This is a genomic window from Burkholderia sp. Bp8986 (assembly GCF_003854225.1).
Taxonomy (GTDB): domain Bacteria; phylum Pseudomonadota; class Gammaproteobacteria; order Burkholderiales; family Burkholderiaceae; genus Burkholderia.
This window is the reverse complement of sequence record NZ_QTQM01000038.1, coordinates 14,370-30,935: the sequence shown is the minus strand read 5'-3', so window position 1 is coordinate 30,935 and position 16,566 is coordinate 14,370. Positions and strand designations below refer to the sequence as shown.

The window sequence follows — 16,566 nt, the reverse complement described above, 5'->3', positions numbered from 1 at the left end:
GCAACGGCGTTGGTTGACGGGTTTCACGGTGGTGACCCCGGCATGCCCCATCGCTGGTCAATTCGCGTCGTGCGGTAAGGGAACGTAATGAATCGTTTGCACGGTAATTGAACCGGTTCTTGAAAAAATCACCGATATTTCATACGCGGCGAATTAGAGTGTCGAACAACGATCGTCCGGGAGCATCATTCATGTTATCGAAACAAATTCGCGCGGCATTGCTTGGATTGTGCATGGCAATGCTGGCGCCGGTCAGTCACGCACAAGCGCAATACACGACGGACTGGCTCGCGAACACGTTCGGCACGCTCGCCGCGCACGTCGGCAACGGCGCGCGCTCGCTGTGGGTCGCCCCCGAGGGCGTGATTTATACGGCTTCGCGCTGGGACGAGAACGCGGGCGGCGTCGCGATCTACCAGAACGGGCAGACGCTCGGCACGATCGGCATTCATGACGAATTCCAGGGCGGCGCGATCACCGGCAACGCGAACGCGCTGTTCGTCGCGCTCGGCTACAACCGCACGTTCGGCAGCGGCTCGGTCGGCCGTTACAACCGCAGCACGAACCAGCGCGACCTGCGCATTCCGGTCAGCACGTGGACGGGCATCCAGTACGCGGACGTGATCACGGGCCTCGCGACGACCGGCAACCTGCTGTACGTGAGCGACTTCTACGGCAACCGCGTGCGCGTCTACACGACGGACGGCGTGTGGCAGCGCGACATCGGCGTATCGGGGCCCGGCGCGCTGGCGCTCGACGCGGCCGGCAACCTGTGGGTCGCACGCAAGAGCGCGGGCGTCGTCGCGCAGTTCAGCCCGACGGGCACGGCGATGAGCACGATCCAGATGGCGGCCCGCGCGCGGCCGGCATCGCTGTATTTCGATGCGCCGCGCGGGCAGTTGCTGGTGGGCGACGAAGGCCCCGACATGAACATCAAGATCTACGCGCTCGTGGGCCAGCCCGTGCAGCTCGGCACGTTCGGCGTGCAGGGCGGCTATCTCGACACGACGTCGGGCATCAAGGGGCAGGTCGGCGACAAGCGCTTCACGCGCGTCGCAGGCATCGGCAAGGACGCGGCCGGCAACCTGTACGTGCTGAACAACGCGTGGGGCGGCGGCTGGGATCTCGGGCGCAACGGCAGCACCGACCTGCATTCGTACAACCCGACGGGCGCGCTGCAATGGAAGCTGCAGGCGCTGAACTTCGAGGGTGCCGCCGCGCCCGATCCGGCGACCGACGGCGCGTTCTTCTACAGCGGCAACAACGTGTACACCGGCACCGCGGGCGGCACGTTCGTCGCGAACACGATCGATCCGTTCAGCTATCCGAAGGACCCGCGCCTCGACATGAACGACTACCAGCGCGGCCAGCATTTCGGCCAGCTGGCGCTGGTAAAGGGCACCCGGATGCTCGTCGCGACCGGGCAGAACCCGGGCAACTACAACCTCTATCACTTCAACGGCGCGAGCGGCTACATCGCGATTCCGGACGGCTCGATTCCCGGCAAGCCGTTCAACACGACGCTGCAGGTAACGGCAGGTTTCTCGCTCGACGACAACGGCGACGTGTGGGCCGGGCTCGATCGCACCAACAACATCTCGCACTATCCGATGACGGGTTTCGACGCGGCCGGGAAGCCGACATGGGGCAAGCCGGTGCAGATTCCGATTCCGCGCACCGTGCTGCCGCTCACGCGGATCATCTACCAGGCCGACAGCGACACGATGATCCTCGCGCAGGGCATCTCGGGCAGCTGGGACTGGACCGCGATGAACGGGCACATCGAGGTCTATCGCGGCTGGATGGTCGGCAACACGAGCACGCCGAACGTGGCGATCAACCTGACGAGCGCGAATCCGAAATCGATGGCGGCGGCCGGCCACTATCTGTTCGTCGGCTACGTGCACACGGTGCCGAACGTCGACGTGTTCGACCTGAACACCGGCAGCCTCGTCACCACGCTGACGAACTCGAACACGTCGGCGATGGACGTCGGCAACGACGTCGACTCGATGTACGGCATCCGTGCGTACCTGCGCTCGACCGGCGAATACGTGATCACGAAGGACAACTACAACGGGTCGAGCCTCGTCGTGTATCGCTGGCGTCCGTGATGGTGCAAGCGGCGCCGCCCGGGCCGGCCCGGTCTCATGGCGCGCCGAGCACGCGGCCGTTCACCTCGAGATGGCCGAGCACAATCCCGAGCAAAGCAGCAGGATCCTGCTCGATTTTGCGGGGCGGCTGATACCGGTTCGTGTCGACGGCCGGAGCGCGTTGCGCGGCCCCGGCCACCCAGCGCGAAGATGCGTCAGAACGACACCGTCGTCGTCAGCGTGACGAGCCGCGGCTCGCCGACCGCGACGATCAGGTTGCTGTTGCTCGACGGATAGTAGGTCTTGTCGAGCAGGTTCTTCACGTTGAGCTGGATGCGCGTCGGGAACTTGCCGATCGTCGTTTCATAGGCCGCGAACGCATCGACGGTCACGTAGCCGGGCAGCGTGAAGCTGTTCGCGGTGTCGCCGGACCGTGCGCCGACGAGCCGCGCGCCGCCGCCGAAGCGCCAGCGCCCCGGGAGGTTCGCGATCGCGGTGTCGTACACCGCGAACAGGCTGCCGGTGTGGCGCGCGACGTTGACGAGCGGCGTGTTGCTGTCGCGGTCGTTCGCGTTCGTGTACGCATAGCTGCCGATCAGGCTCAGGTGCCGCGTGAGCTGCCCCGCGACGTCGAGTTCGATGCCGCGCGAGCGCGCGGTGCCGATCGTCGACGTGATGTCGTTGACCGTGACCGCGACGTTGCGCTTGTCGATCTGATAGGCCGCGAGCGTGCCGGTGATGCCCGGCTTCAGGCTGAACTTCAGGCCGGCTTCCAGCACGCGGCCGAATTCCGGCGCGAGCGGCGCGGCCACGTTCGACGCGACGTTCGGCTTGAACGAACGGCTCACGTTCGCATACGCGGTCAGCGACGGCGTGAGCGCATACGCGAGCCCGAACTGCGGCAGCCACACGTTGCCGTGCGAGCGGTCGGCGAACACGAACGGCCGCCCCATTCCCGATTCCTGCTGCCAGTCCTCCCAGCGCAGCCCGCCGACCGCGGTGAGCCGGTCGGTGATCTTCACCGAGTCCTGCACGATCATCGAGTACGTGTGGACCTTCGAGAGCGAATCGCTCTGCTTCGCGCTCACCGTGCCGCCGGGCGCGAGCAGGCCGTAGACGGGATCGTAGAGATCGAAGCCCTTCGTCGCGGTGCCGCGGATCGTGTCGCCGCGGAAGCTGCGCTGCCGCTCGTATTCGCCGCCGACATAGAGCGCGTGGCTCATCCCCGCGAGCGTCAGGTTGCCGAGCAGGCCGAGCGTCGCGATCTGGTCGGAGTCGTTGCGCCCGAGGTTCGCGTCGGACGAGCGCGACAGCGCGCCGGTCGTGCTGTTGAAGGCGGTCGCGCGGGCGATGTATTGATCGTAGCGGTCGCGGCCCCAGCCGTAGGTCGCGCGCATGCGCCATGCGTCGGAGAAGCGGTGCTCGACGCGCGCGCGCAGCGTTTCCTGGATGCCGCTGCTTTGCGCCCACGCTTCCTCGTAGCGGCGATAGCGCAGCGCATCGTCGGGGCGGCCGTTCACGAGCACCGTGCCGCGATCGAACGGCATCGTGTAGTCGACGTACTGGTAGCTGACGTCGATCGACGTGTTCGCGTCGTGCCACGACAGCGCGGGCGCGATCAGCGCATTGCGCTCGCGGCCGAAGCTGCGCCAGTAGCGGCTCGTGTCGTATTCGCCGGTGAGCCGGAATGCGAGCGTGCCGCCCGCGACCTGGCCCGGCTTGCCGAGCGGGCCGGTCAGGTCGAACTGCGCGCTGCTGCCGCCGTGGCTCGTGCGCGAGGCCGAGATCGAGCCGCCGAACGTGTCCTCCGGCTTGCGCGTGACGAGGTTGATCACGCCGCCCGGGTCCTGCATCCCGTACAGCAGCGAAGCCGGGCCCTTCAGCACTTCGACGCGGTCGATCGTCGCGAGGTAGCTGTGCAGCACCGGCGTGCGCACGCCGTCGACGAGCACGGAGCCGTCGTTGTTCGAGCCGAAGCCGCGCTTGATGAACGCGTCGCGCGTGCCGCCGAGCGTGTTGGTCTGCGTGACGCCGCTGATGTTGCCGAGCACGTCGTCGAGCGAGCGCGCCTGCTGGTCCTGCATCACGCTGCTGCTGACCACGGCGACCGATTGCGGAATCTCCCTGAGCGGGCGATCGTCGCCGCCGGCGACGCTGCTCGTGCGCGGCTGGTAGCCGACGGTCGGATCGACTGCTGACGATGCGCTGACGCTGATCGTCGGCAGTTCGCGTTCGGGGCGCGCGGGTGTCGACGAGGGCGAGGACGTGGCCGCCGAAGCCGTGGCGGCCGGTTCGGCATCCGCATGCGCGCCGCTTGCGACGCAAAGCGTGATCAGGGCAGGCAGGCTCGCGCGCCACGGACGAAGCGTCCGGGCGCGGTGGGGCGTTCGGCGGGATGGCATGAATCGATGAATGGACGGAGTGCTAAGGACGATGACGCGGGCCGCAGCGCCTTTACTGCGTCGCGCGGAGGATGTGCATGATATACGTAATGAGAATCGTTTGCAATTGTAAAGAGGCCGATTCGGACCGGGCATCGCGATTGCCGGGCCGCCGGCCGTCTGCTACCGTAGCGCCCAAAAATAGACGCAGTGAAATTCAATGAGAGCCGGGGGCCGCACCATGTCATCTTCCTGTCACGTCGCGTGCCGCGCGACGTCGCGCACCGCAGCCGACCATGCGGGTGCTGAAGTGATCGCAGCCGTGTTCCACGATTCGAACGATTGACGCAACGGCCGCACGTCATTCCCTGGTGTTTCGCCGGGCAGCCGGCGAAGCGCCGCGATCGATTACTTCAACCACCACGCTTGACGGGAGACCACCCAATGAAAAAGAGTTCCGCGCCGTTCATGACGGCCGCGCTGGCTGCCTGCGCGATGCTGGCGGGCGTTCACCAGAGCGGCTACGCCGCGCCGGCCGCCGAGCCCGCGATCGACGCGCACTACGCCACCGTGATCGAGGCCTACACGCAGGACATGGCCGCCGCGAAGACGAAATACGACGGCAGGCGCCTCGCGTTCGTCGGCGCGGTGATGCGGATTGGCAGCGACCCGGGCGGTACGTACTTCGGTGCGTTGACGGCCGACGGCGAGCAGTTCGACACGCATTTCGACGCGGCCGACCAGGCCGCGTTGAAACCGAAATTCCCGGGCGGCGAGATCAAGCCGTTCACGGCGTCCGCGAATTTCCGCTTCAGCTGCGTGAACGAAGGTTATATCGACGCGCCGGTGCTGCCCGGGCTGAAGCTGTCACATTGCCGGCTCGCCGATTGATCGAGGTGCGGTGTCCGGCGTTCAGAACTTCTGCTGGATGCCGGCCATCACGCCGAGCTGATTCATCCCGGTGCCGACCGTCCCGCCGGCCGCGACCGCGTTCGCGGCCAGCGCGCTGTTGAACATGTAGCCCACCGACGTATACACGGTCGTCCGCTTCGACAGGAAATAGTTTGCGCGCCCGACGACCAGCGTGGCGTTCGTGCCTTCCTTGTTTTCGCGGCGTTGCAGGTAGCGCACGCCCTGCAGGTCGAGCGCGAGGTAGGGCGTCGCGTAGTACGTGCCGCCCGCGAACACGATGTCGGCCTGCAGGTGCTCGGCCGCCGCGAGGTTGCGGCGGATCCACCCGGCGCCGAGTTTCGCGGGGCCGATCTTCACGTAGCCGGCGACGATGTCGCGCGTGTCGGTGTAGGCCGGATTGTTCAGCGGCGCGAGCGCGCCGCCGCCGCCGCGCATCACGTCGTGCGACGCGGCCAGCCCGAAATTGCTCGCGTCATACGCGAGCATCGCCGTGTATTGGCGGCACGCGACGATGTCGCCGGGCACCTGTCCGGCGCAGCCCGTCGCCGACGGCCCCGCCGGCCCGGCCGCGTCGCGGCCGAAGCTGTAGGTCGCGCCGAGCGTCACGCCGTGGAACGTGCCCTTGTAGCCGATCGCATTGTCGCTGCGCGCGTTCGGCAGATACGAGTCGAAATCCGCCATCGAATGAATCGACGGGCCGATCACGTCGGCATTGGTCAGCACGATCATCGACATGTTCATCTGACGGCCGAGGGTCAGCGCGCCGAACGGGCTGTTTACGCCCACGTTGGCCTGCCGCCCGAACAGGCGCCCGCCGTAGTTCAGCGCGCCGGTGCCCGGCTGGAAGCCGTTTTCGAGCACGAAGAAGGTCTGGTAGCCGCCGCCGAGATCCTCCGTGCCTCTCAGGCCCCAGCGTGACGGCACTTCGCCGGTCAGTGTCGGCATCCCGGTGAACGACCCGCCGCGCGCGGCGTTGTTGTAGTAGGACACGCCGGTATCGATGATCCCGTACAGCGTGACGCTGCTTTGCGCACAGGCCGGTCCGGCCAGCGCCATCGCCGTCGCGAGTGCGACGCCCAGTTTCGTTTTCATGGTGTCTCCAAACAGTATGTAGATGTACTTATCGATTTTTTTATTGCCCCGGACCTGCCCGGGATGCCGACGGGTATCGGCAGGACTGCGGGTGTCGCGTGTTACGAGATCGCCGGATCGCGTTGCCGGTGCGGCGCCGCGACACGCGCGCCCGCCACGGCGACGGCGATCGCCGCGCCGGCCATCGGCACGAGGAACGCGAAATAGAGATGGGGCACGGACCAGCCGTCGTCCAGCAGCGCGCCGACCGTCATTGGCGACAGGATCGCGCCGAGGCGGCCGATGCCGACCGCGAGACCGATGCCGGTCGTGCGGATCTCGGCGGGATAGGGCGTTGGCGACAGCGCGTACATGCCGGCCACGCACGCGTTGATCACGGCGCCGAGGAACACCGCGACGATCATCCCGGTGCCGAGCGAGCCGGTGTTCGCGCCGAACGCGACCATCAGTGCGCCGCCCAGCAACAGCGTCGCGCCCAGCAGGCTGCGCAGGCCGAACCGGGTCGACAGCAGGCTGAACAGCGACGCGCCCGCGATGCCGCCGAGGTTGAGCAGCACGCCGCCGGTCACGCCCTGCGAGGCCGACAGTCCGGCCTGGACCAGCAGCTTCGGCGTCCAGCTGACGACGAAATAGAAGCTGCCCATCACGAGGAAGAATGCGATCCAAAGCGCGATCGTGCGACGCGTGAGCGGCGCGCGCAGCACGGCTGTCCAACTTGACGCGGGGCTCGCCGTGTCGATGGATGCGCTCGCGGCCGGCAGCGCATCGATCGGCGCGCGCTTCATTCTGGCGAGGATGCGGTTGATCTTCTGCAGCGCGTCGTCCGGACGTCGCGCCAGCAGGAAGTCGAGCGATTCCGGCAGCAGTGCGAGCACCATCGGGATCGCCATCAAGGTCAGGATGCCGCCGAACGCGAACACGCTGCGCCATCCCCATACCGACAGCAGGTAACCGGCGAGAACGCCGCCGGCGGTGGCGCCGATCGCGTAGCCGGTCGACTGCATGCCGATCGCGGCGCTGCGCCATTTGTTCGATGCGTATTCGCCGCTGATGACGGTCAGGCTTGCGAGCATCCCGCCGATGCCGAGCCCCGTATAGGCACGCGCGACGGCGAGTTGCAACGTGCTGTGCGTGGCCGCACAGGCCAGCATGCCGGTCGAGATCACCGCGAGGCAGAGCAGGATGATGCGGCGGCGGCCGACGCGGTCGGCCAGCGGGGCGATCAGCACCGAGCCGATCCCCATGCCGGCCAGCCCGGCGCTCAGCAGCAGGCCGATTTCCTTGCCGCTCAGTTTCCACTCGGCCGCCAGGTGCGGCGCGGCAAACGCGATGGCCAGCACGTCGAAGCCGTCGAGCATGTTCAGCACGACGCAGGCCGTGACCGCCATCGTCTGGAACGCGCTCATCGGGGACGCGTCGATCGTATTGCGGATATTTTCGCTCACGTCAAAGATCCTTGATAAAAATAGTATGACTAATCGAATGGGATGAAATCGAAGCCGGCAGCGGCGAATGGGACGAAAGCGAATGCGTGGATTGACGGGCAATCCGGGGAACGCCCGTCGCGGCCGGCTCGCGTCGTTCGCGCGCCGGGGCGAGGGTTACGCGGGGTCGGGCTGCAGCAGCAGCCGCTCGATCACGCGCCGCGCGCGATTGGGGCCCGCGTCGACATGAATGTCGATCTGGCGGCCGTCCGGAAACCGCAACTGATTCCGGTATTGCGCTTCGATCACGGTCTTGTCTTCGTCGAACGTCGCCGCGGATTGCTCGATGACGGTTTGCGCGATGCGTTCGACGTCGTGTTGCGGATTGGTCGCGACGGTCCAGAAGTAGTGCGTCGTCGTTTCCGTCTCGGGCGTGATGCCGTGGAAGCCGCGCATGTGAAAACCGCCGCGCGCCGGGTCGTGAAGGTCGCCGGTGCCTGCGTCCATCGCGCCGGTCCAGATCCGGATATGCGACACGTGGAATTCGATTTCCTGCCAGCGGTCGACGCGGCCCGCGAACGGCCACGCGGCCGTGTAGGTCGGCGGCGGGTCGGACGCCGGCATCCGGCGGACCAGCGTCACCGTGTCGCCGTCGCTGCTGACGCGGGTTTCCGCGCCCATATGCAGCGGCGCGTTACCGCCGATCGTTTTCAGATGAACGTAGCCGAGGTGGCTCAGGTCCATCAGGTTGTCGTGAATCAGCTGATACGGCGCGTCGTAATGGTAGTGGCCGCCGCCGAACCGGTATTGCGGATCCGTGTGGAACGCATAGCGCGGCGGCGCGCAGGTCGGTTGGGCGTGCGCGTCGGCGCCGATCCAGATCCATACGATCGCGTCCTGCTCCCGCACCGGATACGACGCCACGCATGCCTTCGCCGGAATGCGTTCCTGGCCGGGAATCTCCACGCAGGTGCCGCCGCGGTCGAACAGCAGCCCGTGATAGCCGCAGCGCAGGCCGCGCGCCTCGAGCGAGCCGCACGACAGCGGTAGCGACTTGTGGCAGCAGCGATCCTCCAGCGCGCCGACTTCCCCGGACGGCAACCGGAACAGCACGACCGGACGGCCGAGCAACGTGCGGGCGACGGGGCGGTCCGTCAGTTCGGATGACAGCGCGGCGACCCACCATCGATCGACCGGGAATTGAGCAGTACTGATGGGGGCCTGGGCAGGTCGTTCCATTGATCGTCTCCAGTATTGTGGTTGGCCGCCGCGTATCGGGCGGTCCGTCTACAGATCGAGGACCAGCAGGTCGCTTCGCGATCGGGAGCAGCACGGCATGAACTGGTCGCCGGCCGCTTGTTCCGCTTCCGTCAGATACGAATCGCGATGATCGGGCTCGCCTTCGAGCACGCGCGTCATGCAGGTGCCGCATACGCCTTGTTCGCACGACGTCAGCACGTCGATGCCGTTGGCCGCCAGCGCCGCGATGACCGTGCATTCGGCCGGCACGTCGATCACCTTGCCGCTGCTCGCGATCCGGACCTGGAACGCGCGATCCGCGCCGGACGACTCGACCGCGCCGCCGAAGAACTCGTAGTGCAGCCGCGCTTCGGCCCAGTTGCGCTCGCGCGCGGCGTTCAGCACCGCATCCATGAAGCCGCGCGGGCCGCATACGTACAGGTGCGTGCCTTCCGGCGCGGCGGCGAGCACCGCGGCGAGGTCGAAGCGTTGCGCGGGGTCGCCGTCGTCGACGTGGAAGCGGACGCGGTCATGGAACCCGGCGGCGTTGATCCGCTCGACGAAGGCCATGCGATCGGTCGAACGCGCGCAGTAGTGCATGTCGAACGGCAGGCCGGACGAGAACAGCCGTTCCGCCATGCTGAGGATCGGCGTGACGCCGATTCCGCCGGCGAGCAACAGGTGGTGCGGGGCGTCGGGCGCGAGCGGGAACTGATTGCGCGGCATGCCGATCCGCACGGTATCGCCTTGCCGGACTTCGTCGTGAATCGCGCGCGACCCGCCGCGGCCCTCGGCATCGCGCAGCACCGCGATCTGGTAGCGATCGCCGTGCTCCGGGTGGTTGCACAGCGAGTACTGGCGCACGAGCCCGCCCGGCAGATGCACGTCGATATGGGCGCCGGCGTCGAAGCGCGGCAGGGGCGAACCGTCGTCGCTGACGAATTCGAAGCCGCAGATGTCGCGCGCTTCCTGCCACTTGCGGGCCACGCGGACCGTCAGCGTCGCGGCGCTCATGACGCCTCCTTGATCTGCGCGACCGGAATCACGGGCCGCTGCGGGCTCGCCGCATTTTCCTCGGCGAGCAGCCGCTCGATCACCTTGCGCGACAGCACGCCGCCGGCGTCGATGTTGAGCTTGAGCAGCTTGCGCTCCGGCCACTGCTCGAGATTGAGCTGCTGGCGCTCGAGCATCTCGAGGTCCTCGGCGAAGATCTTGCCCTGGCCTTCGCGGATCTCGGCGGTCAGCGCGTGATCGTCGGGCCGGAAGTTGCGCGCCATCCCCCAGAAGTACCAGATCGAGGTGTCCGTCTCCGGTGTGATGAAGTCGACCACGATCGACGACGCCTTCAGCTCCGCCGGCGCGTCGTAGCCGCCGTGGCCCGCATGCGCGACGCCCACTTCGATCATCACGTGGCTCGGCGGCGTGAAGCGGCAGATCTGCCAGCGGTCGACCGGCACGTCGTCGGCGAGGCCGTTGCCGCGCAGCGCCATCCGCCAGAACGGCGGCGGCATCACGTTCTCCATGAAGCGGCTGGTGACGACTTCGTCGCCATTGCTGGTGGTCTTCGGCGCGGCTTCGTCGATCTCCTTCTGGCCGATGCTCGTCGCATGCACGTAGGTCTCGTGCGTGAGGTCCATCAGGTTGTCGATCATCAGCCGGTAGTCGCAACGAATGTGATACAGGCCGCCGCCGTGCGCCCAGGCCGGATCTTCGGCCCATTGCAGCGCGGGCAGACTCGCGGGATCGGCTTCGGACGCGTCGCCCGGCCAGACCCACACGAATCCGTACCGTTCGACCACCGGAAAGCTGCGGATCGGCGGGAAGCCGCCGACGCGCTGGCCCGGCATGCCGGCCGTCTTGCCGTTGCAGCCCATTTCCAGCCCGTGATAGCCGCACACGAGCACGCCGTCACGCACGAAGCCCAGCGACAGCGGCGCACCGCGGTGCGGGCAGAAATCCTCGAGCGCGGCGACCCGGCCGTCCGCCGCGCGGTAGAACACCATCGATTCGTTGCAAATCTTGCGTCCCAGCGGCTTGCCGTCGATCTCGTCGGGCGTGCAGGCCACATACCAAGCGTTCTTGAGAAACACGTTGTTCGTCTCCTTCAGGGCGGTGCCGCCGGTACGCGGCAACTCGTCATTCCGTGTACTGAATGTGATTCAGTGTACTCATTGAGGTTGGCTGGAGCAAGGCGAGCGGTATACTGGTTTTCCCGGGAAATGGCGCGAGGCAGCGCCATGCCGTCGGCGCACGCAACGGCGTGCGCCGCCTATGTCATCGACTCATTCATGGAAAAAACGAATCCCGCCGACACGCCGGTTTTCCCGCTCGACCTGTACGACGAGCCCGGGCACCTGATCCGGCGCGCGCACCAGATCGCGGTCGCGATGTTCTACGAGAAGCTGGGCCGGGACGTGACGCCGGTGCAGTACGCGGTCCTGCGGATGCTCTACGAGTGCCCGGGGCTCGATCAGGTGACGCTCGCGCAGCGGGTGGCGCTCGACACGTCGACCACTGCCGATCTCGCGGTCCGGCTCGAGGCGAAAGGATTGATCGTCCGCGAAGTGCTGCCGCGGCGTCAGCGGCGCCTGCTGCTGACGCCTGCGGGCGTCGAGCTGCTCACGCACCTGATTCCGTCGGTGAAGGAACTGCGTGCCGGCCTGTTCGACGGCATGGGCGAGGACGATTCGCAGGAACTGATGCGCCTGTTGCGCAAGTTCGTCCATCTGAACAACGAGCAGAGCCGCGCGCCGCTGCGGGTGAGCGAGGAGTCGTAGCGGTTGGACTCGGCTCGATGGAGCAGGTGATGCGGCAAGGCGCCAGGCGCGCCGCACCGCCTGCCGGCGTCACGCGCGTGACGCTTCGCCTTCCAGCCGCCGCACCGCTTCCGCGACTTCGTTCCTGAAGCGCACCAGCGCCGCCTGCTCCGGCGCGGGCGGCTGCACGGCCGCCCACAGCATGTCGATCAGCTGCGTGGCCGTCGTTTCCGTATCGAGCTTGCGGTGCCCGAGGATCGCATCCCACAGCACGTGCTCGATCGGCCCGAACACCATCGAGCGCAGCAGGCTCAGCGGCATGTCGCGGCGCACCTGCCCGGCCGCCTGGCCGCGCGCGAGCACGTCCATCAGCGGCGCCGTGTAGCGGCGTTGCAGCGCGGTGAGCTCGTCGCTCAGCGCATGCTGCTTCGCACGCCCCTCCGAGAGCACCAGCGCGCACAACCCCGTCCCATTCACGAGCATCAGCCGCAGGTGCGTGCGCACGATGAACGCGAACTGCTGTTGCACCGGCGCGTCCTGCGGCATCCCGAGTTCGAACGCGGCAATGATTTCGTCATACCAGTCGGCGATCACGCGCGCGCACAGCTCGCGCTTGCCGCGGAAGTAGCTGAACACCGTCGCCTCCGACACGCCGACGCGCTGCGCGATCTCGGCGGCCGTCGCATGCTCGTAGCCTTTTTCGGCGAACACTTCGCGGCCGGCGCGCAGGATGTCCTGCACGCGCTGCTGGGACTTGCGCCCGGCGGGTGCGCGCGACGGCTCGGCGCGATCGGCTTTGGCGGTGGCGGTCATGGTGTTGGCGGTAGCGGCTGTCATCTCGCAATGATATCTGAGTGTCACTCAAAAAACTATTGACGGCAAGCCAGGCGAGGCGCGAAACTGTGCAAAATTTCCGCTGTATTGGCTTAATGAATCGACGCATTGATCCGATTTGAGCGAAACTCAGAAATCGGCGCGTGCGACCCACTTTCTGGAGACGGAGGAGACATGATCAACCTGCCCGGTGTGCAATTCATGCTCGGTGAGGACATCGAGATGCTGCGCGACGCCGTCGCGACGTTCGCGGCGAAGGAAATCACGCCGCGCGCGGCGGAGGTCGACCGCACCGACCAGTTTCCGATGGATCTGTGGAAGAAGTTCGGCGATCTCGGCGTGCTCGGCATGACGGTCGCCGAGGAATACGGCGGCGCGAACATGGGCTACACCGCGCACATGGTCGCGATGGAGGAGATCTCGCGCGCATCGGCATCGATCGGCCTGTCGTACGGCGCGCACTCGAACCTGTGCGTGAACCAGATCCACCGCAACGGCACCGACGCGCAAAAGCAGAAGTACCTGCCGAAGCTCGTGTCGGGCGAACACATCGGCGCGCTCGCGATGAGCGAGCCGAACGCGGGCTCCGACGTCGTCAGCATGAAGCTGCGCGCGGACAAGCGCGGCGACCGTTACGTGCTCAACGGCACGAAGATGTGGATCACCAACGGCCCCGACTGCGACACGCTCGTCGTCTACGCGAAGACGGACATCGACGCCGGCCCGCGCGGCATCACCGCATTCATCGTCGAGAAGGGGATGAAGGGCTTCTCGGTCGCGCAGAAGCTCGACAAGCTCGGCATGCGCGGGTCGCACACGGGCGAACTCGTGTTCCAGGACGTCGAGGTGCCGGAGGAGAACATCCTCGGCCAGCTCAACGGCGGCGTGAAGGTGCTGATGAGCGGCCTCGACTACGAACGCGCGGTGCTGTCGGGCGGCCCGACGGGCATCATGGCCGCGTGTCTCGACGCGGTGGTGCCGTATATCCACGACCGCAAGCAGTTCGGCCAGTCGATCGGCGAATTCCAGCTGATCCAGGGCAAGGTCGCCGACATGTACACCACGTTCCAGGCGTGCCGCGCGTACCTGTACGCGGTCGGCCGCCATCTCGACTCGGCGGGCAGCGACCACATCCGCCAGGTGCGCAAGGACTGCGCGGGCGTGATCCTTTACACGGCCGAGAAGGCCACGTGGATGGCCGGCGAGGCGATCCAGATCCTCGGCGGCAACGGCTACATCAACGAATACCCGGTCGGGCGCCTGTGGCGCGACGCGAAGCTCTACGAGATCGGCGCCGGCACGAGCGAGATCCGCCGGATGCTGATCGGCCGCGAGCTGTTCGCGGAAACGATGTAACGCCCCACGTCACGCGAACGGAGCCCCGTCGATGCCGATCATCGAATCGAAACTGAACCCGCGTTCGGAAGAATTCCGCGCGAACGCCGCGGCGCTGGAGGCGGTCGTCGCCGACCTGCGCGCGAAGATCGAACAGCTCGCGCAAGGCGGCGGCCCGGCCGCGCGCGACAAGCACCTGTCGCGCGGCAAGCTGCTGCCGCGCGACCGCATCGCGCAACTGCTCGATCCGGGTGCGCCGTTCCTCGAGCTGTCGCAGCTCGCGGCGAACGGCATGTACAACGACGACGCGCCGGGCGCGGGCGTGATCACCGGCATCGGCCGGATCGCGGGCCGCGAGTGCGTGATCGTGTGCAACGACGCGACGGTCAAGGGCGGCACCTACTACCCGATGACCGTGAAGAAGCACGTGCGCGCGCAGGAAATCGCCGCGGAAAACCGGCTGCCGTGCGTGTATCTCGTCGATTCGGGCGGCGCGAACCTGCCGAACCAGGACGACGTGTTTCCCGATCGCGACCACTTCGGCCGCATCTTCTTCAACCAGGCGACGATGTCCGCCGCGGGGATCGCGCAGATCGCGGTCGTGATGGGCTCGTGCACGGCGGGCGGCGCGTATGTGCCGGCGATGAGCGACGAGTCGATCATCGTGAAGAACCAGGGCACGATTTTCCTCGGCGGCCCGCCGCTCGTGAAGGCCGCGACCGGCGAGGAAGTGAGCGCCGAGGACCTCGGCGGCGGCGACGTGCACACGCGCCTGTCGGGCGTGGCCGACCACCTCGCGCAGAACGACGCGCATGCGCTGTCGATCGCGCGCAACATCGTCGGTCACCTCGCGCCGAAGATCGCGTCGCCGGTGGCGCTGCGCGAACCGAAGCCGCCGCGCTACGACGCGAAGAGCCTGTACGGCGTGATTCCGGTCGACACGCGCAAGCCGTTCGACGTGCGCGAGGTGATCGCGCGCATCGTCGATGATTCGGAGTTCGATGAATTCAAGGCGCGCTTCGGCACGACGCTCGTCACGGGCTTCGCGCACATCTGGGGCCATCCGGTCGGGATCGTCGCGAACAACGGCATCCTGTTCTCCGAATCGGCCGTGAAGGGCGCGCATTTCATCGAGCTGTGCTGCCAGCGCAAGATTCCGCTCGTGTTCCTGCAGAACATCACGGGCTTCATGGTCGGCCGCAAGTACGAGAACGAAGGCATCGCGCGCCATGGCGCGAAGATGGTGACGGCCGTGTCGAACGCGAAGGTGCCGAAGTTCACCGTGATCATCGGCGGCTCGTTCGGCGCCGGCAACTACGGGATGTGCGGCCGTGCGTTCGGCCCGCGTTTCCTGTGGATGTGGCCGAACGCGCGGATCTCGGTGATGGGCGGCGAGCAGGCGGCGTCGGTGCTCGCGACCGTGCGCCGCGACGGCATCGAGGCAAAGGGCGGCGCGTGGTCGGCCGAGGACGAAGAGGCATTCAAGCAGCCGATCCGCGACCAGTACGAGCGCCAGGGGCATCCGTACTACGCGAGTGCGCGCTTGTGGGACGACGGCGTGATCGACCCCGCGCAGACGCGCGACGTGCTGGGCCTCGGCCTCGCCGCGTCGATGAACGCGCCGATCGACGACACGCGCTTCGGCGTGTTCCGCATGTAACGGCCGGGAGGGCTGACCGATGCGATACGAAACGATCAAGGTAAGCGAAGCCGGCCGCGTGGCGACCGTCACGCTCGCGCGGCCCGACGTGCGCAACGCGTTCAACGAGACGACGATCGCCGAGCTGACCACCGCGTTCGAATGGCTCGACGCGCACGCCGGCGTGCGTGCGATCGTGCTCGCCGCGGAAGGCGCGGCGTTCTGCGCGGGCGCGGACCTGAACTGGATGAAGAAGATGGCCGGTTACTCGGACGACGAGAACCGCGCCGACGCGCGCAAGCTCGCGCGCATGCTCGAGGCGATCCATCGCTGCGGCAAGCCGGTGATCGCGCGCGTGCACGGCGATGCTTATGCGGGCGGCGTGGGTCTCGTCGCGGCGGCCGACATCGCGATCGCCGCCGACGGCGTGAAGTTCTGCCTGTCCGAAGCGCGGCTCGGGCTGATACCCGCGACGATCGCGCCGTACGTCGTGCGGGCGATGGGCGAGCGCGCGGCGCGCCGCTACTTCACGACGGCCGAGGTGTTCGACAGCGCGCGCGCCGCGTCGCTCGGCTTCATTCACGACGCGGTGCCGGCCGATGCGCTCGACGAAACGGTCGCGAAGCTGGCCGCGACGCTCGTCGCGAACGGCCCCGACGCCGTGCAGGCGTGCAAGCGGCTCGTCGCCGACGTGGCCGGCCGGCCGCTCGACGCGACGCTGATCGAGCAGACGGCCGACTGGATCGCGCGCACCCGCGCCGGCGCGGAAGCGCGCGAAGGGATCGCGTCCTTCCTCGAGAAACGCACGCCTTCGTGGCGTGAATGACGGCGTGCCCCTAACTTTCCGGACGACATCGAAGC

Annotated in this window: 13 protein-coding genes; 6 read left to right on the top strand and 7 right to left on the bottom strand. The window is 67.3% G+C overall.

What is annotated here, in order from left to right:
• The first annotated feature begins 191 nt into the window (after positions 1-191).
• The gene (locus DID99_RS27360) at positions 192-2,114 is read left to right on the top strand and encodes an SMP-30/gluconolactonase/LRE family protein (protein WP_124667878.1); all 1,923 of its coding nucleotides are present in this window, start codon (positions 192-194) and stop codon (positions 2,112-2,114) included.
• A 194-nt stretch (positions 2,115-2,308) separates the two neighbouring features.
• Here the strand turns inward: DID99_RS27360 and DID99_RS27355 are convergent, their stop codons facing one another.
• Positions 2,309-4,495, bottom strand: coding sequence for a TonB-dependent siderophore receptor (locus tag DID99_RS27355; RefSeq protein ID WP_124667877.1), 2,187 nt, complete (start codon positions 4,493-4,495; stop codon positions 2,309-2,311).
• 423 nt (positions 4,496-4,918) lie between these two features.
• On the opposite strand from DID99_RS27355, the gene DID99_RS27350 reads away from it, so the two are divergent.
• The gene (locus DID99_RS27350) at positions 4,919-5,365 is read left to right on the top strand and encodes a hypothetical protein (RefSeq protein ID WP_124667876.1); all 447 of its coding nucleotides are present in this window, start codon (positions 4,919-4,921) and stop codon (positions 5,363-5,365) included.
• 21 nt (positions 5,366-5,386) lie between these two features.
• On the opposite strand, the gene DID99_RS27345 is transcribed toward DID99_RS27350, so the two are convergent.
• From DID99_RS27345 to DID99_RS27325, 5 genes are all read right to left on the bottom strand, one after another.
• Entirely contained in the window at positions 5,387-6,478 is a 1,092-nt protein-coding gene (locus tag DID99_RS27345; RefSeq protein WP_124667875.1) for a porin, read from the bottom strand.
• Between the two features lie 101 nt (positions 6,479-6,579).
• The gene (locus tag DID99_RS27340) at positions 6,580-7,923 is read right to left on the bottom strand and encodes an MFS transporter (protein ID WP_124488653.1); all 1,344 of its coding nucleotides are present in this window, start codon (positions 7,921-7,923) and stop codon (positions 6,580-6,582) included.
• A gap of 156 nt (positions 7,924-8,079) precedes the next feature.
• Positions 8,080-9,141, bottom strand: a complete 1,062-nt coding sequence (locus DID99_RS27335) for an aromatic ring-hydroxylating dioxygenase subunit alpha (protein WP_124667874.1) — start codon at positions 9,139-9,141, stop codon at positions 8,080-8,082.
• Between the two features lie 48 nt (positions 9,142-9,189).
• Entirely contained in the window at positions 9,190-10,155 is a 966-nt protein-coding gene (locus DID99_RS27330) for a PDR/VanB family oxidoreductase (protein WP_124667873.1), read from the bottom strand.
• Positions 10,152-11,231 (bottom strand): aromatic ring-hydroxylating dioxygenase subunit alpha, encoded by a 1,080-nt coding sequence (locus DID99_RS27325; protein WP_124667872.1) that lies wholly within the window; start codon positions 11,229-11,231, stop codon positions 10,152-10,154. The genes DID99_RS27330 and DID99_RS27325 overlap by 4 nt, the downstream gene beginning before the upstream one ends.
• 198 nt (positions 11,232-11,429) lie before the next feature.
• On the opposite strand from DID99_RS27325, the gene DID99_RS27320 reads away from it, so the two are divergent.
• Positions 11,430-11,918, top strand: a complete 489-nt coding sequence (locus tag DID99_RS27320; protein WP_044847436.1) for a MarR family winged helix-turn-helix transcriptional regulator — start codon at positions 11,430-11,432, stop codon at positions 11,916-11,918.
• A gap of 69 nt (positions 11,919-11,987) precedes the next feature.
• Here the strand turns inward: DID99_RS27320 and DID99_RS27315 are convergent, their stop codons facing one another.
• Positions 11,988-12,734 carry a TetR/AcrR family transcriptional regulator gene (locus tag DID99_RS27315; protein ID WP_124667871.1) on the bottom strand — a complete coding sequence of 249 codons (747 nt, stop codon included), beginning with the start codon at positions 12,732-12,734 and terminating at the stop codon, positions 11,988-11,990.
• A gap of 171 nt (positions 12,735-12,905) precedes the next feature.
• On the opposite strand from DID99_RS27315, the gene DID99_RS27310 reads away from it, so the two are divergent.
• The 3 genes from DID99_RS27310 to DID99_RS27300 are packed head-to-tail and all read left to right on the top strand — an operon-like array spanning position 12,906 to position 16,531.
• The gene (locus DID99_RS27310) at positions 12,906-14,087 is read left to right on the top strand and encodes an isovaleryl-CoA dehydrogenase (protein ID WP_059532493.1); all 1,182 of its coding nucleotides are present in this window, start codon (positions 12,906-12,908) and stop codon (positions 14,085-14,087) included.
• Positions 14,088-14,118: 31 nt separating this feature from the next.
• Entirely contained in the window at positions 14,119-15,726 is a 1,608-nt protein-coding gene (locus tag DID99_RS27305; RefSeq protein WP_124488648.1) for a carboxyl transferase domain-containing protein, read from the top strand.
• A gap of 19 nt (positions 15,727-15,745) precedes the next feature.
• The gene (locus tag DID99_RS27300) at positions 15,746-16,531 is read left to right on the top strand and encodes an enoyl-CoA hydratase/isomerase family protein (RefSeq protein WP_014898432.1); all 786 of its coding nucleotides are present in this window, start codon (positions 15,746-15,748) and stop codon (positions 16,529-16,531) included.
• Positions 16,532-16,566: the final 35 nt, after the last annotated feature.

Excerpts from the sequence above, each read along its gene's own strand:
- DID99_RS27315 (WP_124667871.1), bottom strand. The coding sequence starts at position 12,734 with ATGACAGCCGCTACCGCCAACACCATGACCGCCACCGCCAAAGCCGAT.
- DID99_RS27335 (WP_124667874.1), bottom strand. The coding sequence starts at position 9,141 with ATGGAACGACCTGCCCAGGCCCCCATCAGTACTGCTCAATTCCCGGTC.
- DID99_RS27355 (WP_124667877.1), bottom strand. The coding sequence starts at position 4,495 with ATGCCATCCCGCCGAACGCCCCACCGCGCCCGGACGCTTCGTCCGTGG.
- DID99_RS27360 (WP_124667878.1), top strand. The coding sequence starts at position 192 with ATGTTATCGAAACAAATTCGCGCGGCATTGCTTGGATTGTGCATGGCA.
- DID99_RS27320 (WP_044847436.1), top strand. The coding sequence starts at position 11,430 with ATGGAAAAAACGAATCCCGCCGACACGCCGGTTTTCCCGCTCGACCTG.
- DID99_RS27300 (WP_014898432.1), top strand. The coding sequence starts at position 15,746 with ATGCGATACGAAACGATCAAGGTAAGCGAAGCCGGCCGCGTGGCGACC.
- DID99_RS27305 (WP_124488648.1), top strand. The coding sequence starts at position 14,119 with ATGCCGATCATCGAATCGAAACTGAACCCGCGTTCGGAAGAATTCCGC.
- DID99_RS27330 (WP_124667873.1), bottom strand. The coding sequence starts at position 10,155 with ATGAGCGCCGCGACGCTGACGGTCCGCGTGGCCCGCAAGTGGCAGGAA.
- DID99_RS27345 (WP_124667875.1), bottom strand. The coding sequence starts at position 6,478 with ATGAAAACGAAACTGGGCGTCGCACTCGCGACGGCGATGGCGCTGGCC.
- DID99_RS27350 (WP_124667876.1), top strand. The coding sequence starts at position 4,919 with ATGAAAAAGAGTTCCGCGCCGTTCATGACGGCCGCGCTGGCTGCCTGC.
- DID99_RS27310 (WP_059532493.1), top strand. The coding sequence starts at position 12,906 with ATGATCAACCTGCCCGGTGTGCAATTCATGCTCGGTGAGGACATCGAG.